The sequence below is a fragment of the Pseudoalteromonas sp. genome (genome assembly GCF_041629635.1).
In the GTDB taxonomy this organism is placed as follows: domain Bacteria; phylum Pseudomonadota; class Gammaproteobacteria; order Enterobacterales; family Alteromonadaceae; genus Pseudoalteromonas.
On the sequence record NZ_JBFKMX010000012.1, the window covers coordinates 1 to 18,676 of the forward strand.

Sequence of the window (18,676 nt, forward strand, 5' to 3'; positions counted from 1 at the left end):
AAAAGGAAACGCACAATGCGCATTAAAGCGATCGCAGCTGCACTTGCAGTTAGCTTTGCAGGCTCGGCTTTTGCCGATGAAGGTATGTGGCAACCACACCAATTACCTGAATTAGAAGATGTCCTTAAAGCAAAAGGCTTAACAATCGACGCTAAGTCAATCTCAAAGCTTACCGAGTTCCCAATGAATGCCGTCATCAGCCTTGGTGGTTGTACTGCATCATTTGTATCGCCAAAAGGTTTAGTTGTAACTAACCACCACTGTGCTTATGGTTCTATCCAGTACAATTCAACAACTGATAACAACATTCTAGAAAATGGCTTTTTAGCAAAGAAACCTTCTGAAGATTTACCAGCTGCACCGGGCTCTCGTGTCTATGTTACTGAAGAAGTAACTGATGTAACGGCCAAAGTGAAAAAAGGCACTGAAAGTCTTGCTGGCAAAGCTCGCTACGAAGCAATTGATGCTAACCGCAAAGCACTTGTTGCTGAGTGTGAAGAAGATAAAGGCTACCGCTGTAATGTGTATACCTTCCACGGTGGTTTAGAGTATTACCTAATTAAATCGCTTGAGATTAAAGATGTACGTTTAGCTTACACGCCGGCAATGGGGGTTGGTAAATACGGTGGCGATATCGATAACTGGATGTGGCCACGTCACACAGGTGATTTTGCATTCTACCGTGCATATGTTGGTAAAGATGGCAAACCTGCAGAATTTTCAAAAGATAACGTACCGTTTGAGTCTAATTCATTCCTGAGCGTGAGTGCTAAAGGGGTACAAGAAGGTGACTTTGTAATGGTAACAGGCTACCCAGGCCGTACTAACCGTTACCGTGTATCTCCAGAAGTAGATTATGTTTTCAATACCGCATACCCACTTGCGCGCAAGCATAACTCTAAATATGTTGAGCTGATTGAAGAAAATGCGCCAGAAGGTTCGCAAGAGCGTATCGCATACGAAAGCACGATTGCTGGTTACAATAACTACATTAAGAACTATGGCTCAATGATTGAGAGCTTCAAAAAAGGGTCGATGTACACCCGTAAGCAGCAGTTTGAACAAGACCTACAAGCGTGGATCAACAGTGACAGTGACCGTAAAGCAAAATACGGTAGTGTGTTAGCTGATTTAGAAGCGCTTGTTGCAGAGTCACAAAAGCATAACCAACGTGATCGTATGCTTGGTTACGTACACCGCTCGCAAATGATTTCAACAGCGCGTATGTTGTATCGTTTAGCCGTTGAAAAGCAAAAGCCAGACGCTGAGCGCGAAAGTGGTTATCAAGAGCGTGATTTACCACGTATTGAAGCGCGTCTTAAGAGCATGAGCCGTCGTTATGCAGAGCCAGTTGATAAATCCATTCTACTTCATTTCTTAGAGCTATACGCTGCACTTCCTGCAAATGAGCGTTTAGTTGAAGTTGATAGCGCGCTAAATCTAACCAATGGTTTTGATAAAACAAAACATGCAGCAATGCTAGATGAAATGTATGCAAACTCTAAACTGGCTGATGAAAAAGCGCGTTTATGGATGCTGGACTTAGATCTTGCGCAGCTTGATCAAAGCAACGACCCATTTGTGAAATACGCAAAAGCGATTTTCAGTGTAATGAAGTCAATTGAAGATCAAGAGAAAGAACTAACGGGTAAAATGCAGGCGGCGCGCCCAGCATTAATGGAAGCGATTATTGCCTACAATAAATCTCTTAATAAGCCAGTATACGCAGATGCAAACAGCACATTACGTGTTACTTACGGTACAGTGGGTGGTTACTCGCCGCAAGATGGCCTTTTAGCAACGCCGTTTACTTCACTTGAAGGTTTGCTTGCTAAAAATACCGATGTTGAACCATTTAACTCACCGAAAAAGCAAAATGACTTAATCAAGCAAAAGCAATACGGTGATTACACAGGTGGTATGAACACAGTACCAGTAAACTTCTTATCAAATGTTGATACCACAGGTGGTAACTCAGGCTCACCAACACTTAACGGTAACGCAGAACTTGTTGGTTTACTGTTTGACGGTGTTTACGAAAGTATCATTGGTGACTGGGATTACGATGAAAACTTAAATCGTTCAATCCACGTAGATTCACGTTATATGCTTTGGGTAATGGACAAAGTCGATAATGCCCAAAACCTACTCAATGAAATGAAGATTGTACGATAAACAATTTTACAACTAGATTAAAAGGGAGACGGTGAGTCTCCCTTTTGTTTATCTGACTGAAATTAATTAAGTAAGGAGAATGTATGCACCTTAAGTGGACTGATTCATTTGAAATCGCGCTAGCACTACTCGATGAGTACCCAGAAGTAGATCCTAGGAAAATACGTTTTACAGATTTACGCGAGTGGATACTTAATTTAGAGGATTTTGATGACGACCCAAACCACTGCGGCGAACGTATTTTAGAAGCAGTTCAAATGGCTTGGATAGAAGAGTCTGATTAAGCTGAAGAAGGCTTAACTTGACCTGTCAGACTATTCAAATCTGACAGTCGCATGTGTTCCCAGAAGCTGCCATCAGATAGCTTAGCATCAAAGTTCTATAATTAGACTGACTATTTATGAATTATGCACCTAATATTACAATTAAGCTTAGTATATCGAGTCTATTGATACAATGCTTATCATCATTTGTTATCTATAAGTAATTTGTTTCGTTTAATTCACATTTAGCGATGGTATAGATTTAAAATCAGCGTGTTAATAAGGTGTAGGTGCAGTGCACTGAACTTAAAGTGATAATTCTTTTTGTCGGTAAATAAGCACCTATAACCAATTTTGAGTATGTGTGATGCCGTGTGTTATTACATTTATTGTTTAATTATAGGTAAATCAAAATGTTTCAATTAACCGCATTCGCATGATCAATTTTGGTCAAGAATTAGTATCCGAAACAAAGCTAAATTAGTCGTTTAATTTTTTACCTTTCTAACTTAGTGTGTTAACTGCAAACATGGCAGTTAACGCATTATTTTTCTTATTCAAGTGAACCATTTTCCTTTTTTAACCCTATAGCAGTGGGTGCTGTTCTTTCGATTAAGGCTTTAAGCTTTGTAAAAGCGAGCTAACCTATTATTTATGGGATTTGGCGGATAAAGTTTATAACAGGCATTGAAAAGCTGAAAAAAGCACATATTTAAACCTACACGCTAGTTTCAATAAAAAGCTAGTGTTATAATATCACAAAATACTTGTTGGAAATGTCGTGGCTGAAGTAAGAGCAAGAGTCCAGCTCAAAGTTGGCAAAAACAGTAAAATCCCTGCAGAAATTGTATCTTTTCATGGTCTTTTAGACGGTGAAGAACACGTCGCTTTAATCTTTAATAACGCTGATAAAGAGCCAAACCCGTTAATTCGTATGCACTCTGAGTGCTTAACAGGGGATGTATTCCATTCTTCACGCTGTGATTGTGGCGAACAACTTGATGAATGCATTGAAATGATGCACAAGCAAGGCGGTATTATTCTTTATTTACGCCAAGAAGGGCGTGGTATTGGTTTATATAATAAAATTGATGCCTATGTTTTACAGTCGCAAGGTATGAATACCTACGAAGCAAATAATCATTTAGGCTTTGCCGACGACTTACGAGAGTTTAGAGATGCAGCGTTAATGTTGCAGGCGCTTGATATTGAATCAGTTAAACTTCTTACAAATAATCCACGTAAAGTTAAAGCGCTCAGTGAATCGGGCATAAACATAGTGGAGCAAGTCGGTACGTCAGCACATTTAAAAGAAGGCAATGAAGCCTATTTAGCGACGAAAGTGGCTCATGGTTCACATATGCTGGATTTAACGCAACTAAAAAAGTAGCATAGAGCTATCGTGTTGATTTATTAACGCTCCATTTTATGGAGCGTTTTCATTTATAAGAAAGAAAAATGGCAATTGAAATACGGATTTTTAAGGCAAAAGCAGGTGTTAACTGGTTTAAAGCTGGTTGGGAATTGTTTAAATGCCAACCTGGTACCTTTATTCTAATGCACCTATTTATTGGTGTTTTATCTTTAATCGCATTGGTTGCGCCGATTTTTCAGCTGCCTGCAGCACTGGCAATGCCATTTGTCACGGCGGGTTTTTATCGTGCCATGTTAAATCGTCAACAAGGTAAAAAAATCGCATTTTTTGACCTTTTTAATGTGTTTAGTGAAGCTGGAAGACGTTTGATGTTATTTCGCTTAGGGCTTTATCACCTATTTGGTGGATTTATTTTAGCGCTTTTAACAACATCGTTATTTCAAGGCTTGAGTGAGCCTCTTAATGCCTATCTTCAGGCCGTTGAATCACAAAATGTTGACCTAGTGCAGTTACATGCACAACAAGTAATCGATAGCATTCAGTTTTCAAATATCATTGTGCTTATTGCTGCGTATTCACTTTACACCATGTGTTTTGCTTACACGATTCCGCTGGTTTATTTTTCTGAAAACAACAGCATTTTAGAGTGTATCAAAGCAAGCCTTTTGGTGTTTTGGCATAATATGGCGGCGCTGGGTATTTTTGGTGCAATCTCAGCGGGCCTAATTTTATTTGCCGCATTCTTATCATTTATTCCATTGTTATTTACTTTACCAGTGCTTTATGCAGGGTTCTTTGTGTCTTTCCAAGCGATGTTTATGTCATCAGTAATCGTTAAATCCGAACAGTCAAATAATGAACAGCCACAAGCGCAAAATCACGATAGATTTGATGCGTAAATGACAGAAAAAGAACAAGCCAAATTAAAAAATTATGTGCTTTGGTTGCTTTCACGACAAGAGTATTCCAAAGCACAAATTGCCAAAAAATTAGCTACTCGTTGTGAAGACAACGAGTTTATTGAAAAGCTCATTTTATGGTGTGAAGATTATGGCTTCATTGATGATATTCGCTATGCCGAAAGCTTTGTGCGACGCCAAATAAATAAAGGTTTGGGGTTAATGCGAATTAAAAATGAAGCCTATCAAAAAGGGGTAAGTGCCGATCTAGTACAAACTATTGTCGAAGAATTAGAAATAGACTGGTATCTGCAGGCCCAATCCGCATATAATAAGAAATTCACAAATACAAGTAGTTCCCTCGACTTTAAAGAAAAAGCGAAGCGCATTCGCTACATGAATTATCGAGGGTTTAATCATGAACAAATTGAATTTGCAATGCAAACAAGTCCGTCAAACGAGTGAGAGGTAGCATGCAGCATATGACGACCGCGGAAATCCGCAACGCGTTTCTAAATTATTTCGCATCAGAGCAACACCAAGTGGTGCCATCAAGTTCATTGGTACCAGGCAACGATCCTACCTTGCTATTCACCAATGCAGGTATGGTGCAATTTAAAGATGTATTCCTAGGTGCAGAGCGCCGTCCATACAATCGTGCGACGAGTTCGCAGCGCTGTGTGCGTGCTGGTGGTAAGCACAACGATTTAGAAAACGTAGGTTATACTGCCCGTCACCACACGTTCTTCGAAATGCTGGGAAACTTCAGTTTTGGTAACTACTTCAAGCAAGATGCGATTAAGTTTGCATGGCAATTTCTAACAGATGTTATCAAGTTACCAAAAGAGAAGCTGCTGGTAACGGTTTATCACACTGATAACGAAGCGTTTGATATCTGGCACAAAGAAATGGGTTTACCACAAGATAAGATCATTCGTATTGATACAGCAGATAACTTCTGGTCAATGGGTGATACAGGTCCTTGTGGTCCTTGCTCAGAAATTTTCTACGATCACGGTGAGCACATTTGGGGTGGACCTCCGGGCAGCCCAGAAGAAGACGGTGACCGTTTTATCGAAATCTGGAACCTAGTATTTATGCAATACAACCGTCACGCTGACGGTTCAATGGACCCTCTGCCAAGTCAGTCTGTTGACACAGGTATGGGTCTTGAGCGTATTTCTGCAATTATGCAGGGTGTTCACTCAAACTACGAAATCGATATTTTCCAAAACTTAATCAAAGCTGCGGCTGCTGTAACTAACGCACAAGATCTAGAAGATAAATCATTGCGTGTTATTGCTGACCATATTCGTTCATGTGCATTTTTAATTGCCGATGGTGTAATGCCATCAAACGAAGGCCGTGGTTATGTATTACGCCGTATTATTCGCCGCGCTGTTCGTCACGGTAATAAGCTGGGCGCAACAGGTACCTTCTTCCATAAGCTCGTTGCAGCGCTTGCAACAGAAATGGGTGAAGCTTATCCAGAATTACATCAGCAACAAGCGATTATCGAAAAAGTACTTCGTATTGAAGAAGAACAGTTTGGTAAAACCCTTGATCGTGGTCTTGCGATTTTAGAAGAAAGCCTAAAAGATTTACAAGGCGATGTAATCCCAGGTGATTTAGTATTTAAGCTTTACGATACTTATGGTTTCCCTGCAGATTTAACGGCAGATGTTGCTCGTGAACGCTTTATGACCATTGATGAGCGTGGCTTCCAAGAAGCAATGGAAGTTCAACGTAAACAAGCGCAGCAAGCTGGTAAGTTTGGTGCAGACTACAATGACCAGTTAAAGTCTGAAAAAACCACTGAATTTAAAGGTTACGATAGCGAGCAATACACAGGTACTGTGGTTGAATTATTTAGCGGTGCAGATGCCGTTACTGTTCTTGAAGACGGACAGCAAGGTATTGTTATTCTTGATCGCACACCTTTCTACGCAGAAAGCGGTGGTCAAGTTGGTGATACGGGTGTGCTTAAAGTTGCTAATGGTGAGTTTATTGTTGAAGACACCACAAAACTGGGTAATGCATTCGCCCACAAAGGTAAAGTAGTTGGCCGTATTGGTGTGAATGACCGTGTTGATGCGCATGTTGATGCAACACGTCGCGATAACACCAAGAAGAACCACACTGCAACGCACTTATTACACGAAGCACTTCGAGTTGTACTTGGTGACCATGTTACGCAAAAAGGTTCATTAAATGATCCTGAGCGTTTACGTTTTGACTTCTCACACTTTGAAGCAGTAACAAAAGAAGAGTTACAACACATCGAAGATATGGTGAACCTTGAGATCCGTAAAAACATCGATCTAAATACCGAATTAATGGCAATTGATGCAGCGAAAGAAAAAGGCGCAATGGCGTTATTTGGTGAGAAATACGACGATGAAGTTCGCGTTGTTAGCATTGGCGATTTCTCAATTGAGCTTTGTGGTGGTACGCACGTTAAGCGCACCGGCGACATCGGTTTATTCAAGATTGTGTCTGAGGGTGGTATTGCTGCAGGTGTTCGTCGTATTGAAGCAGTGACAGGTGAAGGTGCAGTTGCTTACATCAATAAACAAGCTGAAACATTATCAGCAATTGCTGCGCTAGTGAAAGGCGATAGCAATAATGTGTTAGACAAAGTATCAGCATTAGTTGAGCGCGCTAAAGGCCTTGAAAAAGAAATTGCGCAACTTAACGATAAGCTTGCAAGTGCAGCTGGTGCATCATTACTTGACGCTGTAATAGATGTAAATGGCGTTAAATTACTAGTAGCAAATGTTGAAGGCACTGAGTCAAAAGCATTGCGTGGTATGGTTGATGACCTTAAGAACAAACTTGGCTCAGGCATTATTGCGCTTGGTGTTGCAAGTGGCGATAAAGTAAGCCTAATTGCGGGTGTGACAAAAGACTTAACTGGTCAGTTTAAAGCCGGTGAGCTAGTTAACCACATGGCATCGCAAGTGGGTGGTAAAGGTGGTGGTCGTCCTGATATGGCACAAGCAGGTGGCTCTCAACCAGAAAACTTAGCTGCAGCACTTGAAAGTGTGAATGCGTGGGTGAGTGAGCGCGCTTAAACTTGGCGTTATTAGTTAAAAAATTTGGTGGCACTTCAGTTGGTTCGATAGAGCGGATTGAAGCTGTCGCTGATCTGGTTGTGCGCTCTAAACAGCAAGGGCATCAAGTCGTTGTTGTTGTTTCAGCGATGTCTGGCGAAACCAATCGTCTAATTAATCTCGCAAGGCAAATTGACTCCAATCCTAGTTCTCGTGAGCTCGATGTATTGTTAACTACCGGTGAGCAAGTTTCTGTTGCATTGCTTGCTATGGCTATTATCAAACGCGGTCATTCGGCAATTAGCTTACTGGCTGATCAAGCGGGCATTATGACCGATAACCTGTTTGGTAAAGCGCGAATTCAGATGATCCCGCCAAAACGCTTAAATCAAGAGCTAGAGCAGGGGCGTATTGTGATCCTTGCCGGATTTCAAGGGCGAGATATCGAAGGTAATATCACCACGCTTGGAAGGGGTGGCACGGATACCACAGCGGTTGAAGTTGCTGCGGCAATTAATGCCGATGAATGCCAGATTTATACCGATGTAAATGGTGTTTACACTACCGACCCACGCATTGAACCAAAAGCGAAGCGGATGGATTATGTTACCTTTGAAGAAATGCTTGAGCTTGCGAGTTTAGGCGCTAAAGTCTTACAAATCCGCTCTGTAGAAGCAGCTGGCAGGCATAACCTGCCTTTACGTGTGCTTTCATCATTCGAACCTGATCATGGTACTTTAATTAGTTATGAGGAAAACCCTATGAATTCAAAGGTAGTTTCTGGGATTGCATTTAGCAAAGATGAAGTGCTGTTCAAAGTACATAACTTAGAGAATACACCACAGCAACTAGCTGAATTTTTAGAGATATTTTCTGATAACAACATAGAAATTGACATGATCAGTAACTTTTCCTGCAAAGGCGATAAAGTCGGCTATGCTTTAACTGTACATGAAGTCGATTCGCAGTTGGCAGAACAGTTAATTAAACAAAATCTTACAACTCTTAATGCGGATTCAGTTACAGTTAATGAAACTGTTGCTAAGATTTCTGTTGTTGGGATAGGAATGAAATCAAATGCTGGTGTTGCAGGAAAGCTGTTTAGAGCATTAGCAAATGAGAATATTAATGTTCAGCTTATTTCAACCTCTGAGATAAAAGTCTCGGTTTTAGTAGATGAGAAGTACCTAGAATTGGGAGTTAGAGCTTTACATAGTGCTTTTACTTTAGACCAGTAAAAGTTCTAACTTTTTAAATAATATTCATGTAAAATGGAATTGATACGGAATCTTTAAACTTTGGATATTTAGGAGCAAAGAATGCTAATTTTGACTCGTCGCGTAGGTGAAACCCTCATGATTGGGGATGAAGTTACAGTTACTGTACTTGGCGTTAAGGGTAACCAAGTGCGTATTGGTGTTAATGCACCAAAAGATGTTTCAGTACATCGTGAAGAAATTTATATGCGAATTCAAGCTGAAAAAGCTAACTCTGAACCAGGCAACGAATAGTTTAGAGCAGAATTTTAAGAGCCAGCATTAATGCTGGCTTTTTTTGTTTTTAATACCTTGTCACTGTTTTATCTACTGTTATGATGTATACAATTTTAACAATGATAACAACGCTATGATTAAAAAAACCTCTCTCGCACTAGCGGTAGGCCTTGCACTAACAGGTTGCATGGATACACAATCGAATTCGAATACAACCGTTATTGAAAAAGCAGCCACAGAGCAAACAGTTCAATTATCTGAAAATCAAAAACTCAATCAACTTGTTGAAAGCTATTTTGATGAAGCTTTAGCATTTTCACCGGTATCTGGTACTTATGTGGGTGAATCTCAATACAATAATCAGTGGAGCCCAGTTATAAGCGCTGAAAATCGAGCGAAAGCAACGGCGTTTACTAAGAAATACCAGTCATTATTAGCTGCTATTGATGCTACAAAGTTAACCGGCCAAGATCTGTTAAGCTACCAAATTTTCAAGCGTGACTTAGCCCTTTCTTTGGAGTCAGAGAAATTTCCAAGCTACTTAATTCCAATTGATCAAATGGCGGGCGAACATAATACCTTTGCAAGCCTTGGTTCAGGTAAAAGTGCACAACCATTTACAACTAAGGCTGAATTTGATGCCTTTATTGGTCGCGCAAATGGTTTTGTTACTTGGTTAGAAAGTGTCGAAGAAAATATGCGTGAAGGCATTAAGCAAAATGTGACTTTGCCTCAAGTGCTTGCGAAAAAGTTACTGCCACAATTCCAAGCCCACGTTGTAACTGATCATACACAAAGTGTTTTTTGGATGCCTGTAGCTGATATGCCAGAGTCAATTTCAGCACAAGATAAAGCGCAAATCGAAGCAGACTATCAAGCACTTATTTTGAACACTCTGGTGCCAGCATACGCAAAAATGGCTAAATTCTTAGAGCAAGAATACATTCCAGCTGCAAATGTGAAAGTCGGTTATGCAAACTTACCAAATGGTAAAGCATGGTATGAGTTTTTAATTAAACAACATACTACGCTTGATTTAAATGCTGACGAAATTCACGAAATTGGGTTGCGTGAAGTAGAGCGCATTTTAAATGAAATGAAAGGTGTGAAAGAAGCTGTTGGCTTTGAAGGTGATTTAGCCGCATTTTTCGTTCATTTACGTGATAGTGATGAGTTTTATTATGATAAGCCAGAAGATCTAGTTAAAGCGTATGAAGACGTAAAAGTCAAGATTGATGCCAAGTTACCTAAACTCTTCGATATCGCGCCAAAAGCAGATTATGTTGTTAAACCAGTAGAAGCATTTAGAGCGGCATCTGCTGCGGGCGCATCATACCAAGCACCCGCACCAGATGGTTCAAGACCGGGCGTGTTTTATATCAATACGCATAACCTAAAAGCGCAGCCAAAATTCTTATTAGAAACTCTTTCAATTCATGAAGCTGCTCCTGGTCACCACTTCCAAATTGCATTACAACAAGAAGTAGAAGGTTTACCACGTTTTAGAAAATTTGGTGGCTACACTGTGTTTGCTGAAGGTTGGGCATTGTATGCGGAAAGTTTAGGTAAAGAGCTAGGCTTATTTACGGACCCTTATATGTGGTACGGACGTTTAGTTGATGAGCAATTACGCGCAATGCGCCTTGTATTAGACACGGGATTCCATGCAAAAGGTTGGACACGTGAGCAGGGTATTGAATACATGAAGGCAAATTCATCTATGGCTGAAAGTGACATTATTTCAGAAGTTGAGCGTTATATCGGCTGGCCTGGACAAGCCTTATCTTATAAATTGGGTGAATTTAAAATCCGTGAGCTGCGTGAAAAAGCAAAAGCTGCACTTGGTGATAAATTTGATATTAAAGCGTTCCATACACAAATTTTGATTGATGGTGCACTGCCAATGCCGATTCTAGAAGCTAAACTAGATAGCTGGATTGAAAGTGTAAAATAAGTAAATTTAAGTAGCAGTTTCGGCTGCTACTTAATGCAAAAACTTGTATATTCTAGCCGCCTTAGCTACAAAAATAAGCAAACTGCATATTCTGTGAACGAACAGAAAAAATATGACTAAAATTGTTTGACTTATTTTCAATAGGCTTTAATATACGCACCCACAAGACGGAGAGGTGGCCGAGTGGCCGAAGGCGCTCCCCTGCTAAGGGAGTATAGGGTTTGTAGCCCTATCGAGGGTTCGAATCCCTCCTTCTCCGCCATGTCTTGTACGGACGCGTAGCTCAGCTGGATAGAGTACCTGGCTACGAACCAGGCGGTCGGAGGTTCGAATCCTCCCGCGTCCGCCACTTTACTAAAGTGGTTAAATAAATAGTCATCGGCTAAGATGTAAAATTAGAAATATCGCGGACGCGTAGCTCAGCTGGATAGAGTACCTGGCTACGAACCAGGCGGTCGGAGGTTCGAATCCTCCCGCGTCCGCCACTTCTTCTGAAGTGACATCAACCGACGAAAGTCGGTTTTTTTGTGCCTCAAATTTGTTAGATAGAAAGCATCAGAGTTAGATGTAAACTACTAAAGCATATTACGTAAGCTTAGCTGAATAGAGTACCTGGCTACGAACCAGGCGGTCGGAGGTTCACTCTTTTAGGTAAGTAAGTCCCGCGTCCGCCACTTCTTCTGAAGTGACATCAACCATTGAGCGTCGGTTTTTTTGTGCCTAAATTTAGCTAATTAGTTGTAGCTAGACCAAGTTGGCAACGAACAAGGTTCGTAAGCATCAGTGCTAGATGTAAAAACTAAAGCATACTGCGGACGCGAAACTTAGCTGGATAGAGTACCTAACTACCAACCGGGCGGTCGGAGGTTCACTTTTAGGTAAGTAAGTCCCGCGTCCGCCACCTCTTCTGAAGTGACATCAACCATTGAGCGTCGGTTTTTTTGTGTCTAAAATTTGTTAGATAGAAAGCATCAGAGTTAGATGTAAACTACTAAAGTATATTACGGAAGCTTAGCCTAGCTGAATAGAGTAGCTGGCTACGAACCATGCGCTCGGAGGTTCAATCTTTTAAATAAAGAAGTCCCGCGTCCGCCACTTCTTTTGAAGTGACATCAACCGACAATCGTCGGTTTTTTTGTTCCTAAAATTTGCTAAAGGCAAAACATCAGAGTCCTATTTAAACGCAAATACATACTTTGACGGTTTAGCCCAGCTAGATAGAGTACCTGGCTACGAACTAGGCGATCGGAGGTTCACTCTTTTAGATAAACAAGTCCCGCGTCCGCCACTTCTTTTGAAGTGACATCAACCATTGAGCATCGTTTTTTTGCCTAAAATTAGATAAATACTTTTCAGATTTATCAAATTTCGTGATGATTCTGATTTTTGTAAACTTAATCAAACTAATCAAAATGAAAATTGCCTTGTGGCAATATTTCATCTTCAGAGATACCTCTATTTATACTCCACTAATATTCGTGTGCATATTTTGAAAAAATTGCGACATCAAATAAATATAACTTAGACTTAAATAATTGGTCTTACCAATTTTTAGTGTGATGACTTGGCTATTCGAATATACCGATTAAGCAGGTAATTTTATGTAAAACAGCAGTAACATGCATAGCTGCTATCTACTTCCTCCCATATTATATAAAAAAGGTCATGAAATAAGCTCATGTTTGTCATGTTTTTAGCCTATTGTTAATGACATGTTTAATCTTGTATAGTGTTGTGAATTGGTTTTACCAATTGACAATTTGTTGTAAGTGATCAATATTGGTCATCAGTTTTGAATAGTTATTAAAAAAACTTAACTAAAAATGCTAATTTGAGGTGGGGAATGGATGTATCAGGATTGCTGATAGAAGCAGCTGTTTTAATGTTTACAGGTATGGTGGTGGTGTTTGTCTTTTTGACCATATTAATTTTTACCATTAAAGGCATGTCTAGAGCACTTGCTAACTTTGATACACCTAAAGTAAAACCAAACCCAGTTAAATTATCCGGTAATCAAGTACCAACTAGTCACGTAGCTGCGATTGCCGCGGCAGTAAAACAATACCGCGAAAAGCAATAATAAAAGGGGCCAAATCAATGTCACAATTAAAATTAACCGAATTAGTATTGCGTGATGCTCACCAGTCTTTGTTAGCAACGCGTTTGCGTTTAGAAGATATGTTACCAATTGCAGATAAGCTAGATAAAGTCGGCTATTGGTCAATGGAATCGTGGGGTGGAGCAACATTTGACGCTTGTATTCGTTATTTAGGTGAAGATCCTTGGCACCGCATTCGTGCCTTAAAAGCGGCAATGCCAAATACCAAACAGCAAATGTTACTGCGTGGACAAAACTTACTAGGCTACCGCCATTATGCCGATGACGTTGTTGAACGTTTTGTTGAACGTGCACATAAAAACGGTGTAGACGTATTTCGTATTTTTGATGCGATGAATGATGTTCGTAACCTAGAAACGGCAATTAAGTCAGCGGTAAAAGTAGGTGCACACGCACAAGGTACAATTTCGTACACAGTTAGCCCAGTTCACAACTTACAAATGTGGCTTGATCAAGCAAAACAGTTAGAAGACTTAGGTGTTCACTCAATCTGTATTAAAGATATGGCGGGCTTGCTCAATCCGTATGATGCGGAAAAACTGATCACCGGATTAAAAGAGACTGTTGCAGTGCCAATTGCAATGCAGTGCCATGCCACAACAGGCCTAAGTACAGCAACATACCAAAAAGCGATTGATGCCGGAATCGATATGCTTGATACCGCAATTTCTAGTATGAGTATGACTTATGGTCACAGTGCTACTGAAACTATGGTATCAATCGTTGAGAATACAGATCGTGCCACTGGCCTTGATATGAATCTATTGGAAGAAATTGCAGCCTATTTTAGAGAAGTACGTAAAAAGTATGCAAAATTTGAAGGTAGTTTAAAAGGCGTTGATGGACGTATTTTGTTAGCGCAAGTGCCTGGCGGCATGTTAACAAACATGGAAAACCAGTTAAAAGAGCAGGGCGCAGAAGATAAGCTTGACGATGTATTACTGGAAATCCCAAAAGTACGTGAAGATTTAGGCTTTTTGCCATTAGTAACACCAACGTCGCAAATTGTTGGTACCCAAGCTGTTTTAAATGTACTCACAGGTGAGCGTTATAAATCAATCACTAAAGAGACCTCAGGTGTACTTAAAGGTGAGTATGGTGCAACGCCAGCACCAGTAAATAAAGAGCTACAAGAACGAGTTTTAGACGGTGCTGAGCCAATTACATGTCGCCCTGCGGATCAAATCGAACCAGAGCTAAGCAAATTAGAACAAGAGTTAGATGAAATTGCGCAAAAAGATAAACTCGATTTGGCAGATGATGTAATTGATGATGTATTAACGTATGCATTATTCCCGCAAATTGGTTTGAAATTCCTTAAAAACCGCAATAACCCAGATGCATTTGAGCCTGCGCCAAGCAATGATCCGTTACCAACAGAGCAAACGCCAGCACCAAAAGGTAATGGTAAAACAGAACATTACAGTATTAGTGTTGACGGTAAAGTGTATGCGGTAAGTGTGGCACCAAGTGGTGAACTAACCAATATTCAACCAGTGCCAAGCGCTGCAAATCAGCACACAGATGTATTGCCGCAATCAGCTTCTGTTGATGCTGCCGAAACGCTAAATTCACCATTGTCAGGTAATATTTTTAAAGTGAGTGTAAAGCCTGGCCAACAAGTGTCTCAAGGTGATGTTGTGATTATTATGGAAGCGATGAAGATGGAAACTGAAGTTCGCGCAGCAAAAGACGGTACGGTAGCTGAAATATTTGTATCGGAAGGCGACTCAGTATCGACTGGCGATCCTTTATTTTCGTTAGTGTAAGGTTGGAGAGGTGTAATGGAAAGCTTATTGACCTTATGGCAAGCGACGGGCATTGCTAATTTAGAATTGCCACAATTAATCATGATGCTAGTTGGTGCACTATTGCTATACCTTGCAATTGTGCGCAATTTTGAGCCTCTTTTATTAGTACCGATTGGTTTTGGTGCCATTTTAACTAATATTCCACTTGCAGGGCTGTCAGAAGCTGGTGGGTTACTTTATTACGTTTATAAAATTGGTATTGATTCAGGAGTGTTCCCACTGCTTATTTTTATGGGCGTTGGTGCACTTACTGATTTTAGTGCGCTAATTGCGAACCCTAAAATGTTGCTGTTAGGAGCTGCTGCACAGTTTGGTATTTTTGCCACGTTATTTGGCGCCATTTTCTTAAACTACATACCAGGTTTTGAATTTACGCTGCAAGACGCTTCTGCTATAGCGATTATTGGTGGTGCTGATGGCCCAACAGCGATCTTCTTAGCATCGAAATTGGCGCCAGATCTACTTGGAGCGATTGCGGTTGCTGCGTATTCTTATATGGCGTTAGTGCCTATTATTCAGCCGCCAATTATGAAGCTGTTTACTACAGAAGCTGAGCGTAATATCGAAATGCCACAGTTACGCCAAGTAAGCAAAGCTGAAAAGGTTATCTTCCCATTATTGGTGTTAGTGCTTATAGCCATGTTCTTACCTGCAGCTGCACCACTTGTGGGTATGTTCTGTTTAGGTAATTTAATGCGCGAGTCAGGTGTAGTGGATCGTTTAAGTAAAACAGCGCAAAACGAGTTAATTAATATTACTACTATTTTCCTTGGCTTGGCTGTGGGTTCTAAGCTTGCGGCTGATCAATTCTTAACGGTCGAAACTCTGGGGATTTTAGCCCTTGGTGCTGTGGCATTTGGTATTGGCACTGGTTCAGGTGTACTGATGGCTAAAGTAATGAACAAATTCAGTAAAACACCTATCAATCCACTTGTGGGTGCTGCGGGAGTATCAGCAGTACCTATGGCGGCACGTGTTGTTAACAAAGTTGGATTAGAAGCAAATCCTCATAACTTCTTGTTAATGCACGCGATGGGGCCAAATGTAGCAGGGGTACTTGGTAGTGCAGTTGCTGCCGGTATACTGCTTGCCATGGTGGGATAAGTTTCATCGTAGAGCTCAACCAGCTCATTTCGCGGCCGTTAATTCGGCCGCTTTTTTATCTTCATTTTTCTCGATACAATCACTTTCTAAACTAATACATTGGATTGTTTTAAATGAATGTTTTCATTTTGTTGATTGTGCTTTTTGTGGCATTAATTGTCATTATTCCGTTGATTGAAAAGTCGGGTGTGCGATTTTCAGAGCAGCAAACTGCTAAGATTGCTCGCTGGATTTGGCCACTGTTAATGATTTCAATGGTGATAAGCTTAATTTACCATTTAATGCGCTAAATGGGTTTCCTAAATCGGGTTTGCTGTAGTCGCACACACCGTTTGGGAATGTTTGTGCTAACTTGTCACGGTAAGGTGCCATATCAATAGGGTGGTAAACACCTTGTTTGATAGCCTGCTCCACTGAAATTCGCTGGCATTTAAATACGCTGCCAGCCCAAGGGCCGCCAGCTTGAATGCGTGAGTTGGTATAAATTGGGAAATGACGCGTGCATTCTCCATCGTCTTGGTTATTCCAATCACCATTCCATACATCTTCTCCATCAGCGATAACTTCACCTTTTTCACCAAAGCAGCGATCACTGGCGTTTAACGGTGCTTTGTGTGTTGTTAACCACAAATCTAAAGTGTCAAAAGCTTCATTAAGAGGCGTGTAGTGCTTGTTTGATATCCAAATTCGGTGGTTTTTGAGGTTTCCATGTTGCTGCAGGATCCGTAAACGAGTCGCAAAAGAAGTGGAGATATGGTGCATATCAAGCTGCTCCTCTAGATAGTGATGAATATCTATAGTGGGAATAGTATTTACCCCTAAATAAACTTGGCCATAGCGATAGGCCTGTTGAATTGCCGCGATATTTGATTGAGTTCGTTGTGCTGGTTTGTCGCCTGCACTAGTTATATTGTGACGACTCCATTGCGTTAACCATATGGGTGTTTTAACAAAAGGAAAAAACAACAACTGCTCAGGTTGCTGTTTCGATTGCTGTTTCCAGCCACCAATATGGTAATTGAGATGCAAAAACGTTTCGGGTGTTAATACTCCTTGCTGTAACCCTTTTAAACCATATTGCACACCTTGGTTGTCCCAAAGCGCAGGGGCATCTGCTTCATTTTTTTGCTGGGTAATAAGTGCTAAGTCTTGCCAATAACTCCAGTTAGTTTGCTGATTAACAGTTTGGCTAAATAAAGGCTTTAAAAAACCTTGTGCAGGGTTATTAACAAGACTACTTAAGCCAAAATAACCATGGACACATTCACTGTATACTTTCGGGCGATATACTGAATTGCCTGTTAGCATTTGGTTGATAGGTGTGTAAAACCATGATTTATGCTCTATTTCTGCATTATTTAAACCTTCAACAGCGCGTTTTTTTATGCTGTTATCCCACTGGGCTAGCTCACTTTTAAAATGGTAGTAGGTGTTAAATAAATCGCAATCTAAGGCGTAGATGGTTTGCGAAACCATGTCAGGGTAAGAATAGAGTGGGATAGCTGCATCAATTAAGCCTGGGCTATTTTGTGCTATTAGATATTGAGCAAGGCCACCGCCAGAGCCGCCAATGCCAATGGTATATTTAGGTTTACCGTAAAGTGACTCAAATTGGCGTTTAACGCGCCAAGCAGTGTCCTCGGCAAGCAGCATATTATAGGTATAACTCGTTTTATTAGCGCTTGATGTAATTACTGCATAGCCTTTTTGTAATTCGCGATAGCGTCGATTAAGTAATTTAGCTGGATTAACTTTGCCTTGCCGAAAACCAATGCCAACACCGCCAGCAAACTGATAAATAAGTTTGTTGTTCCAAAGAGAGCGGGTTTTCCAACTACCAAATTCGTGTGGTGTAATTGGCATCGCAATGGTGTAGATATGTCGATTAATTGTGCCTTGTTCTAATCTAATGAGTAGTAGCTGTTGGCTATTTTCTTTTCTTTTAAATTGTGAAAGCGAGAATATCTCATCACTTTTACCATCAGCGCTAAGAGCAAAGTAACGTAATTTTGAGCGTGCTAAACAGTCTTTACTGTAGCCCACAATAGTATTGGTGATTTTGCCAGCTTCATCTTCATGATAGACAGCAGTTCCAAATGCTTGCTGGTTATCTACCTCGGGTTGACCAAGCCCAGAGCGCATTGTGTCACAGGAAAATGGATAGCGATTTGCGCCCGCGTAAAGCGGTGTAACGGGGCCTACGGAACCAAGCGCAATTGGGTATTTAACAAAATCTGTTGGTCTTTTACTAAAGCGAATATGTGACTCAACATGCAATTGGGTTGTCGTTTGTAAAGGTGCGGTGTTTAAAACACGAAACTGGGAGTGGGGTGCAGGAGTGCAAGTTAATAAAAAAGAACAAAGGCTTATAAAAATGAGGCGTCTGACGAGTAAAATAAACAACATAATATCTTCCTCCTTAGCTTTAAG

General features: G+C 40.7%; 13 protein-coding genes and 3 tRNA genes. 15 read left to right on the plus strand and 1 reads right to left on the minus strand.

Annotation, left to right across the window (positions count from 1 at the left end; genetic code table 11):
• Nucleotides 1-15: 15 nt before the first annotated feature.
• The 15 genes from ABYD77_RS03220 (at nucleotide 16) to ABYD77_RS03290 (ending at nucleotide 16,246) form a co-directional block, all read left to right on the plus strand.
• Nucleotides 16-2,175, plus strand: coding sequence for a S46 family peptidase (locus tag ABYD77_RS03220; RefSeq protein WP_372766946.1), 2,160 nt, complete (start codon nucleotides 16-18; stop codon nucleotides 2,173-2,175).
• A gap of 83 nt (nucleotides 2,176-2,258) precedes the next feature.
• Nucleotides 2,259-2,459, plus strand: coding sequence for a Fe-S cluster assembly protein IscX (iscX, locus tag ABYD77_RS03225; protein WP_372766948.1), 201 nt, complete (start codon nucleotides 2,259-2,261; stop codon nucleotides 2,457-2,459).
• Between the two features lie 760 nt (nucleotides 2,460-3,219).
• Nucleotides 3,220-3,828: a GTP cyclohydrolase II gene (gene ribA, locus ABYD77_RS03230; RefSeq protein WP_372766950.1), complete on the plus strand. Its 609-nt coding sequence runs from the start codon at nucleotides 3,220-3,222 to the stop codon at nucleotides 3,826-3,828.
• A 68-nt stretch (nucleotides 3,829-3,896) separates the two neighbouring features.
• Entirely contained in the window at nucleotides 3,897-4,712 is an 816-nt protein-coding gene (locus ABYD77_RS03235; RefSeq protein ID WP_372766952.1) for a BPSS1780 family membrane protein, read from the plus strand.
• Nucleotides 4,713-5,177 (plus strand): regulatory protein RecX, encoded by a 465-nt coding sequence (locus ABYD77_RS03240; protein ID WP_372766954.1) that lies wholly within the window; start codon nucleotides 4,713-4,715, stop codon nucleotides 5,175-5,177.
• Between the two features lie 8 nt (nucleotides 5,178-5,185).
• The gene (alaS, locus tag ABYD77_RS03245) at nucleotides 5,186-7,786 is read left to right on the plus strand and encodes an alanine--tRNA ligase (protein WP_372766956.1); all 2,601 of its coding nucleotides are present in this window, start codon (nucleotides 5,186-5,188) and stop codon (nucleotides 7,784-7,786) included.
• Nucleotides 7,787-7,788: 2 nt separating this feature from the next.
• Nucleotides 7,789-9,003, plus strand: coding sequence for an aspartate kinase (locus tag ABYD77_RS03250; RefSeq protein WP_372766958.1), 1,215 nt, complete (start codon nucleotides 7,789-7,791; stop codon nucleotides 9,001-9,003).
• A gap of 81 nt (nucleotides 9,004-9,084) precedes the next feature.
• The gene (gene csrA / locus ABYD77_RS03255) at nucleotides 9,085-9,276 is read left to right on the plus strand and encodes a carbon storage regulator CsrA (RefSeq protein ID WP_274761899.1); all 192 of its coding nucleotides are present in this window, start codon (nucleotides 9,085-9,087) and stop codon (nucleotides 9,274-9,276) included.
• Nucleotides 9,277-9,391: 115 nt separating this feature from the next.
• On the plus strand, nucleotides 9,392-11,212 hold the full coding sequence (locus ABYD77_RS03260) for a DUF885 family protein (protein ID WP_372766960.1): 1,821 nt from the start codon (nucleotides 9,392-9,394) through the stop codon (nucleotides 11,210-11,212).
• A gap of 169 nt (nucleotides 11,213-11,381) precedes the next feature.
• Nucleotides 11,382-11,474, plus strand: a tRNA-Ser gene (locus ABYD77_RS03265).
• 10 nt (nucleotides 11,475-11,484) lie between these two features.
• Nucleotides 11,485-11,561, plus strand: a tRNA-Arg gene (locus tag ABYD77_RS03270).
• Nucleotides 11,562-11,620: 59 nt separating this feature from the next.
• A tRNA-Arg gene (locus tag ABYD77_RS03275) sits at nucleotides 11,621-11,697 on the plus strand.
• A gap of 1,358 nt (nucleotides 11,698-13,055) precedes the next feature.
• Nucleotides 13,056-13,292, plus strand: a complete 237-nt coding sequence (locus ABYD77_RS03280; RefSeq protein ID WP_372766962.1) for an OadG family protein — start codon at nucleotides 13,056-13,058, stop codon at nucleotides 13,290-13,292.
• A 17-nt stretch (nucleotides 13,293-13,309) separates the two neighbouring features.
• Complete coding sequence (oadA, locus tag ABYD77_RS03285; protein ID WP_372766964.1) at nucleotides 13,310-15,100, plus strand: sodium-extruding oxaloacetate decarboxylase subunit alpha; 1,791 nt, start codon at nucleotides 13,310-13,312, stop codon at nucleotides 15,098-15,100.
• 15 nt (nucleotides 15,101-15,115) lie between these two features.
• Nucleotides 15,116-16,246: a sodium ion-translocating decarboxylase subunit beta gene (locus ABYD77_RS03290; RefSeq protein WP_372766966.1), complete on the plus strand. Its 1,131-nt coding sequence runs from the start codon at nucleotides 15,116-15,118 to the stop codon at nucleotides 16,244-16,246.
• A 213-nt stretch (nucleotides 16,247-16,459) separates the two neighbouring features.
• Here ABYD77_RS03290 and ABYD77_RS03295 read toward each other — a convergent pair whose 3' ends face one another.
• Nucleotides 16,460-18,652: a DUF6351 family protein gene (locus tag ABYD77_RS03295; RefSeq protein ID WP_372766968.1), complete on the minus strand. Its 2,193-nt coding sequence runs from the start codon at nucleotides 18,650-18,652 to the stop codon at nucleotides 16,460-16,462.
• Between the last annotated feature and the right edge of the window lie 24 nt (nucleotides 18,653-18,676).

Coding starts and splice junctions, on each gene's coding strand:
- ABYD77_RS03220 (WP_372766946.1), top strand. CDS start 16: ATGCGCATTAAAGCGATCGCAGCTGCACTTGCAGTTAGCTTTGCAGGC.
- iscX (WP_372766948.1), top strand. CDS start 2,259: ATGCACCTTAAGTGGACTGATTCATTTGAAATCGCGCTAGCACTACTC.
- ABYD77_RS03235 (WP_372766952.1), top strand. CDS start 3,897: ATGGCAATTGAAATACGGATTTTTAAGGCAAAAGCAGGTGTTAACTGG.
- ABYD77_RS03240 (WP_372766954.1), top strand. CDS start 4,713: ATGACAGAAAAAGAACAAGCCAAATTAAAAAATTATGTGCTTTGGTTG.
- alaS (WP_372766956.1), top strand. CDS start 5,186: ATGCAGCATATGACGACCGCGGAAATCCGCAACGCGTTTCTAAATTAT.
- csrA (WP_274761899.1), top strand. CDS start 9,085: ATGCTAATTTTGACTCGTCGCGTAGGTGAAACCCTCATGATTGGGGAT.
- ABYD77_RS03260 (WP_372766960.1), top strand. CDS start 9,392: ATGATTAAAAAAACCTCTCTCGCACTAGCGGTAGGCCTTGCACTAACA.
- ABYD77_RS03280 (WP_372766962.1), top strand. CDS start 13,056: ATGGATGTATCAGGATTGCTGATAGAAGCAGCTGTTTTAATGTTTACA.
- oadA (WP_372766964.1), top strand. CDS start 13,310: ATGTCACAATTAAAATTAACCGAATTAGTATTGCGTGATGCTCACCAG.
- ABYD77_RS03290 (WP_372766966.1), top strand. CDS start 15,116: ATGGAAAGCTTATTGACCTTATGGCAAGCGACGGGCATTGCTAATTTA.
- ABYD77_RS03295 (WP_372766968.1), bottom strand. CDS start 18,652: ATGTTGTTTATTTTACTCGTCAGACGCCTCATTTTTATAAGCCTTTGT.